The following is an 8,844-nucleotide window of genomic DNA, read 5'->3' on the forward strand; positions in this document are numbered from 1 at the left end:
TCGGAAGTCGATTGCTTGACGCCGACGCCGATGACGTACTTGGCATTCTCGCGCAGCTTGGAAACCAGCGGTGAGAAGTCCGAATCGCCGCTGATGATGACGAAGGTGTCTACGTGGGCCTTGGTGTAGCACAGGTCAAGCGCGTCGACCACCAGCCGGATGTCGGCTGAGTTCTTGCCCGACTGGCGCAAATGTGGGATTTCGATCAGCTCGAAACTCGCTTCGTGCATCGTCGACTTGAAGCCTTTATACCTCTCCCAGTCACAGTACGCCTTCTTGACGACGATACTGCCCTTGAGCAGCAGCCGTTCGAGGACGGGTTTGATATCGAACTTGTCGTACTTGGCGTCGCGTACGCCAAGCGCCACGTTCTCGAAATCGCAATAAAGCGCCATGATGGCAGTTTCGGGCGCGACGGCCATGTTCTGTTCTCTCCATTTGGGTATGTGTCCTCCGGGCTAGGCTTCGAGCGCTTCCCAGCGTTCGAGCAGAGCCAGCAGTTGGTCATCGATTTCGTTCAGGCGGTCCGCCAGGCGTTGCACCTCCGGACCTTGCGAGCGGTAAAACAGCGGGTCGGCAAGCTGTTCGCTGATCGCCCGCTGCTCGGCTTCCAGCGCGGCAATTCTGTCCGGCAGCTCGGCCAGTTCGCGCGCTTCCTTCCACGACAGCCTGGCCACCGGCGATGCCTTCTGCCGGCTGGCTGCACCAGCGTCCGCGCCTGGCGTAGCAGCACGCTTGCCCGCTACCGGCGCTGCTTGGGTCTCCTGACGGCGTCGCTCGACCTGATGGTCGGCCCACTCCTGATAGCCCCCGGCGTACTCGCGCCACCTGCCGTCGCCTTGTGGCGCAATGGTTTGCGTCACCACATCGTCGAGAAAGGCGCGATCGTGACTGACCAGGAACAGCGTTCCACTGTAGTCCTGCAGCAGTTCCTCCAGCAGTTCGAGCGTTTCGATGTCGAGATCGTTGGTCGGCTCGTCGAGCACGAGAACGTTCGCCGGTCGGGCAAACAAGCGGGCGAGCAGCAGACGATTGCGCTCGCCGCCGGAGAGCGAACTGACCGGCGCGCGCGCGCGCTGCGGCGGGAAAAGGAAGTCACCCAGATAACTGATGACGTGCTTTCTCCGGCCGCCAAGCTCGACGTAGGCGCCACCGGGTGAAATAACCTCGACCAAGGCCGCATTCTCGTCGAGTGCGGCGCGAAACTGGTCAAAATAGGCAACCTGAACCTTGGTACCGAGGTGGACGACCCCCCGATCAGGCGCCAGTTCGCCTAGGATCAGACGCAGGAGCGTCGTTTTGCCGACACCATTCGGGCCGATGATGCCGACCTTGTCGCCCCGCTGCAGACGGCATGAGAAGTCGCGCACGATGAGCTTGTCGCCAAACGACTTGCTGACCCCATCGAGTGCCGCCACCAGCTTCCCGCTGCGCTCGCCGGCATCGAGCGCCAGATCGACTTTGCCTTGGCGCTCGCGGCGCGCGGCGCGTTCGCGCCGCAAGCGCTCAAGGCGCAGCACGCGTCCCTCGTTGCGCGTTCGGCGTGCCTTGATTCCCTGCCGGATCCACACCTCTTCCTGGGCAAGAAACTTGTCGAAGCGAGCATTGTTGAGCGTCTCATCGTGCAACATGGCCTGCTTGCGCGCCTGGTACTCCTTGAAGCTGCCGGGAAACGAAACCAGCGCGCCGCGATCAAGCTCGACAATCCGCGTCGCCAGGCGTTCGAGGAAACGTCGGTCGTGGGTGATGAACAGGAGCGTCACGCCAGCCACCAGCAGCATGTCCTCCAGCCACTCGATGGCGGCAAAATCGAGATGATTGGTGGGTTCGTCGAGGAGCAGCACTTCCGGTGAAATGGCCAGCGCCTGGGCCAACGCCAGGCGCTTCTTCTGCCCTCCCGACAAGGTCCCGACGAGCGCCTCGGGGTCCAGCGACAGCCGCTGAATGGCCTTCTCGGCCTGCGCTTCGAACGACCAGGCGTGACGCGCTTCGAGCGCGCTCTGCAAGGTCTGCATGCGCTCGAGCAGGGCTGCCTGGTCGCTCCCGCTTTCGCTCAGTGCGTGCGACACCACATGGTATTCACCGAGCAGCGCCGAGAGTTCGCCCATACCCGCGACAACCGCCTGAAAGACGGTAAGACTGTTGTCGAACGGCGGCTCCTGCGGGACGTAGCCCAGGCGCAGGCCAGGTTGCCGCCAGACTTCGCCTTCGTCGAGCCCCCCCTCGCCGGCGAGCGCCGCGAGCAACGACGATTTGCCGGTCCCGTTGCGCCCGATCAGGGCGACGCGCTCGCCGGCGTCAAGCTGGAACTCGGCATGATCGAGCAGAGGAATGTCGCCGAAAGCGAGCGAAGCATTGGACAGAATGAGCTGCGGCATGGCGTAGTATTTCTCGGGCGGGGTGCTCGGCGCGGAACGGATGCGCGGCTAATTCTGCGCGTCTGCGGCCACTTTGAAGTAAAAGTCGCCGGTCAGCGACGACGACTCCCAGGGAATCTGTTCGTTGTTGGAAGCCTTCGCCACCGCCTTGCGCGCGTTCTTCAGCACATCCTCGATCTTCTGATTCGGCACGCTCATTTCCCTCAGCAGGTGGCTCGTATACAGGCCATTTGCCCCGCTGCCGTCGGCCGCCGTCTTCCCCGGCGCGGTGGCAAATGCAATCAGCGTTCCCGCCGGCGCGTCGACCGAAGCCAGGCCGCCGCGCGTCGAGCGCCACGAACGGGCAAACGGGTTGTCGCGACAGGCGTCGAGAACGACGAGATTGACGCGTGATCGGGCGCCCTCGAACTTGCTCAATATCTGCCCGAGAGCGACGGTCTTATAGGGCACATCGCTTTCACTCTTCAGGTCGGCGTCGACCGGGATCAGGAAATTTTCGCCTTTGACCTGCATCCCGTGTCCGGCGTAGAAGACAAGCGCCACACCGTCTTCCCTGATGGCGCGGCCAAACTCCTCGATGGCCAGACCCATCTTGCTGAAGCTCGCATCTTCGACCTGGATCACCTGGAACTGCAAGCGGCGCAACTCGGCGGCGATCGCGCGTGCGTCGTTCACCGGATTGAGCAGGGCGCCGCGCCGATAGGCAGCGTTGCCGATCACCAAAGCCGTCCGCCGGCCGAACATCAAGATGTCTGCGCTTACCTTCGGCGCGGCCGGTGCCACCGCCGTCATCGACGGGTTGCCAGTGGCCGTCTTGTTGGCCGCCGGCTTTCGGCCGGAAACCGGCGCCGCCAGCGGGTGCGAAGCCGCTGTCTCGACGCTGCCGCCGGGCAACAGATCGGAGCGATGGCGGGCGAGATTCCCGGCCTTCTTCAGATTGCCGGCATTCCGCTCGAGCGCGACGGTGAGCAGTCTGTTCGGTGCGCCACTCAGGCGGTCGGCAATCCGGTAGTATTCGTCCGCCTGCCAGAAGGCGCCAGCCGCTTCCGCACAGATGCCGAGATTATAGTTGAGCGCCACCGATCGCTTGTCCGCTTCGTAGATCTCCGCGAACATGGCGCAGGCGCGGTCCATGCGGCCTTCGCGAGCAAACGCGGTGGCGCCTGCGAAGCGCTGGCTGGCGCCGTCAGCCTGCAGGCCGTCGCCAGTGTCCATCAGCTCCAGGCTCACCACCTTGTCGTGCGGGACGATCTTTCGCTTGATCTGGTCGACGACCTCCTCCTGCAATTCGCCCAGCATGGCCGTCCCATCCTTGGGCGCGCCCTGACAAGCTGAATCCTTGCGATTGCGGCTGATGTTTTCCGCGTATACCTGGTTGGCCGTCTGCGCGTCGATCAGGCGAACCTGAACCTGCAGGCTTGCCGTCCGGTCGATGCAGCTCTTCGTTTCGTAGTGACCCGACACGCATTTCGAAACCAACTTCCCAGGTTTCTCCGACTTGTCGCAGACGTAGTCCTTCTCCTGGCGCCGGTCGTCCTGAAAACGCGCTTGCACGACCTCACCGGTGAGAATGGCGTCCGCCTTCAGCGACCGGGCCACAGCCGCCAGGCTGCGCAAGTCGCCCGCGGATTGGCGCAGCTCAGTGCTCCGGCCAACCCATCGGTAGACCGGCTTATCCTGCACCCGGGCGTTGACCAGAGCGGCTTCCAGCTCGTTGGCCAGTACATCGCCCTGCACGCCGGCAAAGCGGGCGACGGCAATCGACTTGTAGCGCGCCGCATCGCCAACCTCCGGCGCCTGCAGCATCGAGATCTTCGCCTGATTGCTCGTGCACGCCGACAGACCGGCAGCGCAGCAGAGCAGTGCAACGAACGACCAGCCGCGTGGTCGAAGCTCGCAGCGCACACGCGGCAGAATCACATCCATCGAGATATCTCCTGAGATCAGGTCAATGCGAGGCAGACAGGGCGTCGGGCAGCAGCAAATCACCGGCGCGCACCCGCAATCAGCACTGCACAAAGGGGTTTTCGGACATCCCCGTGGACCCGGATTATCGCTCAATGCGACGATTCCGTCGCCGGTCCATCGTCTGGCGGCTGCTGCCTGCCTTGCGGCATAATGTCCTCTCGACCATTGGCGCGTTCCCCGGCATCATTCGATCCGCGCGCGAAGAACGCAGCAAGCGGCGCGCATCGGTTCGGGGTTCGCCAGGCGAACTGTGCAGCGCAAGCCATGGTTGGTCTTCACCTGGGTGGCAGCAATTCGCTTCGCTCCGCCCAACAATTGCATCCATCTTTTGACGAGGTTCTTCATGCAAGGGATTAGAGACGTCATGGCGCGGCATCACCGCTCCTGCGATGATCTGCTCGCTGTCGCCGAGCGGACAGCCGCCACCAACGCCGGGGACGCCGCCCTGGACGCGTTCGCCCGCTTTCGCGAAGCGATGCTGATCCATTTTTCCGCCGAGGAGTCGTTCCTCTTCCCGCTCTTCGAGCAACGGACCGGAATTCATCTGGGGCCGACGCAGGTCATGCGCCTGGAACATGCGCAAATGCGCCAGTTGCTCGCGGCCGCTGAATCTGCCCTGGCGACGCACGATGGCGAGGAGTATGCGGGACATGCGGAAACCCTGCTGATCATGATGCAGCAACACAACCTCAAGGAGGAGAACGTGCTTTACCCGATGTGCGACGAGCAGCTGGCCGATCAAGGCGAAGCGATCGTGCGGCAGCTCGCGACAGCGCTCGATCAGTCCGGACAGGTGGCGGGATGAATCGCCCGGAGCCCGATGCGGTGCTCGATGTCCGCAGTTACGAGCCGCCGGAGCCATTCGTCCGCACAATGGAAGCGCTCGATCGGCTGGAGCCAACGAAAAGTTTGCTCGTCCTCCTGCCGCGCGAACCCTTTCCTCTCTACCGCGCGCTTGAAATCAACGGCTTCTGCTGGCAGACCGAGTTCCACACCGACGGCTCGGTCGGCGTGCTGATCGCTCATCGCAGGTAGTGATGCAGGCACTGCTCTCCTTTGATCAGGCACCGCCTTTTGCCGCACCGTTTCGCTTTTTCCTGACCGCACCCGCTTTCGGCATGCTTGCCGGAGCACTTCTGCTGGCCAGCGGGCCTGACGCGCTCGCTTCACGTTGGACACCGGCAGCCCTGGCGCTCACTCACCTGGTCACGGTCGGCTTCATGCTGCAGGCGATGCTCGGCGCCTTGCTGCAGATCATGCCGGTGGTTGCCGGCGCGAATCTGCTGCGGCCGCTGCTCGTTGCCCGCCTGGTGCACGCGAGCCTGCTGCTCGGCGCCTGTCTGCTCGCTGGCGGCTTTCTCGCGCAACACGTGATCGCCCTGCAAGCTGCGGCAGCCCTGCTCGCCGCAGGCTTGCTCATCTTCGTCACCGCGGCAGCGCACGCGCTGCATGCGGTGCCGACAAGCAGCCCGACAATCCGTGGCATCAAACTGGCGCTGAGCGGACTGAGCGTGACGACGATCCTCGGCCTGCTGCTGATTTACCTGCTGGTTGGTGAAGGCGGCAGCGAACTTCCCTTCCTTTCGCTCATCGCGGTCCATCTTGCCTGGGGTTTGCTCGGCTGGGGCCTCGTTCTACTCAGTTCGGTCGCTTTCGTCGTTGTCCCCATGTTCCAATTGACGCCACCCTACTCGGATCGTTTCGCGCGCACATTCTTGTCGGCGGTCGTCGGGCTGCTGATCCTCTGGAGCGTGGTCGAACTTGACGGCTGGCCGAGCGTGTCGCTCGTTCTGGCCGGCGGGCTGCTCGCTGCCACCGCGGCCTTTGCCGGACTGACGCTGCATCTCCAGCGTCTGAGCAAGCGACCGCGCTTCGACGCGACGCAACAGTGCTGGCGCGTCGCGATGCTGAGCACGCTGGCTGCCTGCATGCTCTGGCTGCTGGTCAACAGCGGCGCGGCATCCGGCGACGAGCGGTGGGTGCTGGCGTCTGGCATCCTCGTCTTGTACGGCGGTTTCATGACGGCAATCGTCGGCATGCTTTACAAGATCGCACCTTTTCTCGTCTGGCTCCACCTGCAGAATCTGGGCGCCGGCCGAGTGCTGGCACCGAACATGAACAAGGTGATCCCGGCGGTGCACATCGAGCGGCAGACGCTGGCTCATTTCCTTTCGCTGCTCGTGCTTCTCGCCGCGGCTGTCTGGCCACCCTGGTTTGCCTACCCGGCCGGGCTTGCGCTCGTCGCAGCGAATGCCTGGCTGTTGCACAACCTCCTGCTCGCCGTTGCCTTTTTCCGGCGGCATCGGCTGACCATCGACGCCGCCCACCTGAAACCCGCCGAACAGGGATGAAGACCAGTCGCCGCACTGGCAGGGCTCAAAGCGAATGAGCTATCTGCTGTTCAAGCAACTGCACGTCAGTTGCGTGATCCTGAGCGCTGCCGGCTTTCTCTTGCGCGGCTTCTGGATGCTGTTCGAGTCGCCCCTCCTGCAAACGCGGGCAGCCCGCGTCGTGCCGCACATCGTCGACACGGTGCTTCTCGCCAGCGCGATTGCCATGCTCCTCATCAGCGCACAATGGCCTTGGCACAGCCACTGGTTGTCCGCCAAGCTGGTCGGCCTCCTGGTCTACATTGGCTGTGGCAGCATGGCGCTCAAACGCGCCCGCACCCGGCGCCAGCGTGCTGCCTTCCTGCTCGCAGCGCTCTGCGCCCTGGCCTACATCGTGTCCGTCGCGCTCACCCGCAGTCCGCTCGGCGCGCTTGCCTGGCTGGCCTGAGCGCTGGTTGAGAGCGGCAAGGTCGCGCGCATGCCAGGAGGCAAGGCTGGCGCCGACAGCTCACCGCTAAGAGCCACGATGGTGCGTCATCAGCTTGCGCAGTCCAGCCGTATTCAGGATGCGTACTCTCCTCTGGTGCACTGCGAGCAGGCCCTCTTCCTGAAAACGCGAAAATGCCCGGCTGACCGTCTCCAGCTTCAGCCCCAGGTAGCTCCCGATTTCGTCGCGCGACATGCGCAGGTTGAACTCGGCCGGCGAATAGCCGCGTGCCTTGAAGCGTTGCGACAGATTGAGCAGAAAGGCGGCCAGCCTTTCCTCGGCGCGCATCGTGCCGAGCAACATCATCACGCCGTGGTCGCGGACGATTTCGCGGCTCATCACCTTGTGAAAATGATGCTGCAGGGTATGGATCTGGCGCGACAGTCCCTCGAGCTGCGAGAACGGGATGGCGCACACCTCGCTGTCTTCCAGCGCAATGGCGTTACAGCTATGGACCTCGCTGCTGATGCCGTCCAGGCCGAGCAGTTCGCCGGTCATCTGGAAGCCGGTGACCTGGTCGCGGCCATCCTCGATCAGCACGTCGGTCTTGAAGAAGCCGCTGCGGATGGCGTAGATCGATTCGAAGCCCTGGCCAGCGCGGTAGAGGTAGTCGCCGCGCTTCAAACGCCGACGGGTCGACACCAACTCGTCAATTTTCCTGAGATCCTCAGGTTCGATGCCAATCGGCAGACACAGCTCGCGCAAATTGCAGTTGGAGCAGGCCGCTTTCACCCCTTCTAAAGCCAGCCTGGCCGCCGCGACATTGGTAGGCATCCGACCCCTTCTCACTCAACCCCACGTTTGATCCACGTCAACCCCGTGCGGCGGACACCGCCCGATAATTCAACCGGCCAATTGCCTCATGGGACCATGAACTCCATTGCTGGAAACCTCTTGTTTGATCCCGAGATCATTCGTCGTTTCGACGTCAATGGCCCGCGCTATACGTCCTACCCGACAGCCGACCGCTTCGTCGAAGCGTTCGATGCGGACGCGTACAAGCTTTGGCTAGGCAAACGCAACATCGGCGGCATCAGCCGCCAGCTCTCATTGTACTTCCACATCCCGTTCTGCAACACCATCTGCTACTACTGCGCTTGCAACAAGATCATCACCAAGGATCATGGGCGATCGGCCAAGTATCTGCGCTACCTGGCCAAGGAGCTTGCCCTGCAGAGCAGCTTTCTTGAAGGCGGCGACCAGGAAGTCGCTCAGTTGCACTGGGGCGGCGGTACGCCCACCTTTCTTTCGCACGGCGAGATGCGCCAGTTGATGGCGGCAACCCGCCGTCATTTCAAATTGATCGAGGGCGGCGAATACTCGATCGAGGTTGATCCGCGCAAGGTCGACCGGGCAACCGTCGAACTGCTTGGAGAACTGGGCTTCAACCGGATGAGCGTCGGCGTGCAGGACTTCGACACCGCCGTGCAGCAGGCGGTCAACCGCGTACAAAGCGAACAGGAGACGCTTGCCGTGATTGAAGCGGCACGCGCCAACCGCTTCAAGTCGATCAGCATCGACCTCATCTATGGTCTGCCCAGGCAGACGCTGGATGGCTTCGGGCGCACGCTGGAGAGGATCATCGCGGCTGACCCGGATCGCGTCTCGATCTACAACTACGCTCATCTGCCCAGCCTCTTCAAGCCGCAGCGAAGGATTCTCGAAGCCGACATGCCGAGCC

General features: G+C 63.1%; 9 protein-coding genes and 2 pseudogenes. 5 read left to right on the forward strand and 6 right to left on the reverse strand.

Going from position 1 to position 8,844, the window contains the following annotated elements; all coding sequences use genetic code 11:
- The 5 genes and pseudogenes from RKP46_RS02830 to RKP46_RS02840 all read right to left on the reverse strand — a co-directional run.
- A partial coding sequence (locus tag RKP46_RS02830) for an NYN domain-containing protein (protein ID WP_311105221.1) occupies positions 1–422 on the reverse strand: 422 nt, incomplete at its 3' end.
- A gap of 36 nt (positions 423–458) precedes the next feature.
- The gene (locus RKP46_RS20160) at positions 459–986 is read right to left on the reverse strand and encodes a hypothetical protein (protein WP_409194097.1); all 528 of its coding nucleotides are present in this window, start codon (positions 984–986) and stop codon (positions 459–461) included.
- Positions 978–1,337 (reverse strand): annotated as a pseudogene (locus RKP46_RS20165) (ATP-binding cassette domain-containing protein); the annotation flags it as partial. The pseudogene RKP46_RS20165 and the gene RKP46_RS20160, both read right to left, overlap by 9 nt.
- A 540-nt stretch (positions 1,338–1,877) precedes the next feature.
- A pseudogene (locus tag RKP46_RS20170) lies at positions 1,878–2,378 on the reverse strand (ATP-binding cassette domain-containing protein); the annotation flags it as partial.
- Between the two features lie 48 nt (positions 2,379–2,426).
- Complete coding sequence (locus RKP46_RS02840; protein WP_311105223.1) at positions 2,427–4,304, reverse strand: caspase family protein; 1,878 nt, start codon at positions 4,302–4,304, stop codon at positions 2,427–2,429.
- Between the two features lie 385 nt (positions 4,305–4,689).
- Here RKP46_RS02840 and RKP46_RS02845 point away from each other — a divergent pair, with 385 nt between their 5' ends.
- Genes RKP46_RS02845 through RKP46_RS02860 form a run of 4 tightly spaced genes read left to right on the forward strand, consistent with a single transcriptional unit; the run spans position 4,690 to position 7,124 of the window.
- A complete protein-coding gene (locus tag RKP46_RS02845) occupies positions 4,690–5,151 on the forward strand; it encodes a hemerythrin domain-containing protein (protein WP_311105224.1) in 462 nt (153 codons plus the stop codon).
- Entirely contained in the window at positions 5,148–5,381 is a 234-nt protein-coding gene (locus tag RKP46_RS02850; RefSeq protein WP_311105225.1) for a DUF2249 domain-containing protein, read from the forward strand. The genes RKP46_RS02845 and RKP46_RS02850 overlap by 4 nt, the downstream gene beginning before the upstream one ends.
- Before the next feature lie 2 nt (positions 5,382–5,383).
- Complete coding sequence (locus tag RKP46_RS02855; protein ID WP_311105226.1) at positions 5,384–6,697, forward strand: hypothetical protein; 1,314 nt, start codon at positions 5,384–5,386, stop codon at positions 6,695–6,697.
- 34 nt (positions 6,698–6,731) lie between these two features.
- Positions 6,732–7,124: a SirB2 family protein gene (locus RKP46_RS02860; RefSeq protein ID WP_311105227.1), complete on the forward strand. Its 393-nt coding sequence runs from the start codon at positions 6,732–6,734 to the stop codon at positions 7,122–7,124.
- Between the two features lie 66 nt (positions 7,125–7,190).
- Here the strand turns inward: RKP46_RS02860 and fnr are convergent, their stop codons facing one another.
- Complete coding sequence (fnr, locus tag RKP46_RS02865; protein ID WP_311105228.1) at positions 7,191–7,937, reverse strand: fumarate/nitrate reduction transcriptional regulator Fnr; 747 nt, start codon at positions 7,935–7,937, stop codon at positions 7,191–7,193.
- Between the two features lie 96 nt (positions 7,938–8,033).
- On the opposite strand from fnr, the gene RKP46_RS02870 reads away from it, so the two are divergent.
- Positions 8,034–8,844 (forward strand): radical SAM protein (locus RKP46_RS02870; RefSeq protein WP_311105229.1); only part of this gene is annotated, 811 nt, incomplete at its 3' end.

The organism is Accumulibacter sp. (genome assembly GCF_031732815.1).
Classification (GTDB): Bacteria; Pseudomonadota; Gammaproteobacteria; order Burkholderiales; family Rhodocyclaceae; genus Accumulibacter.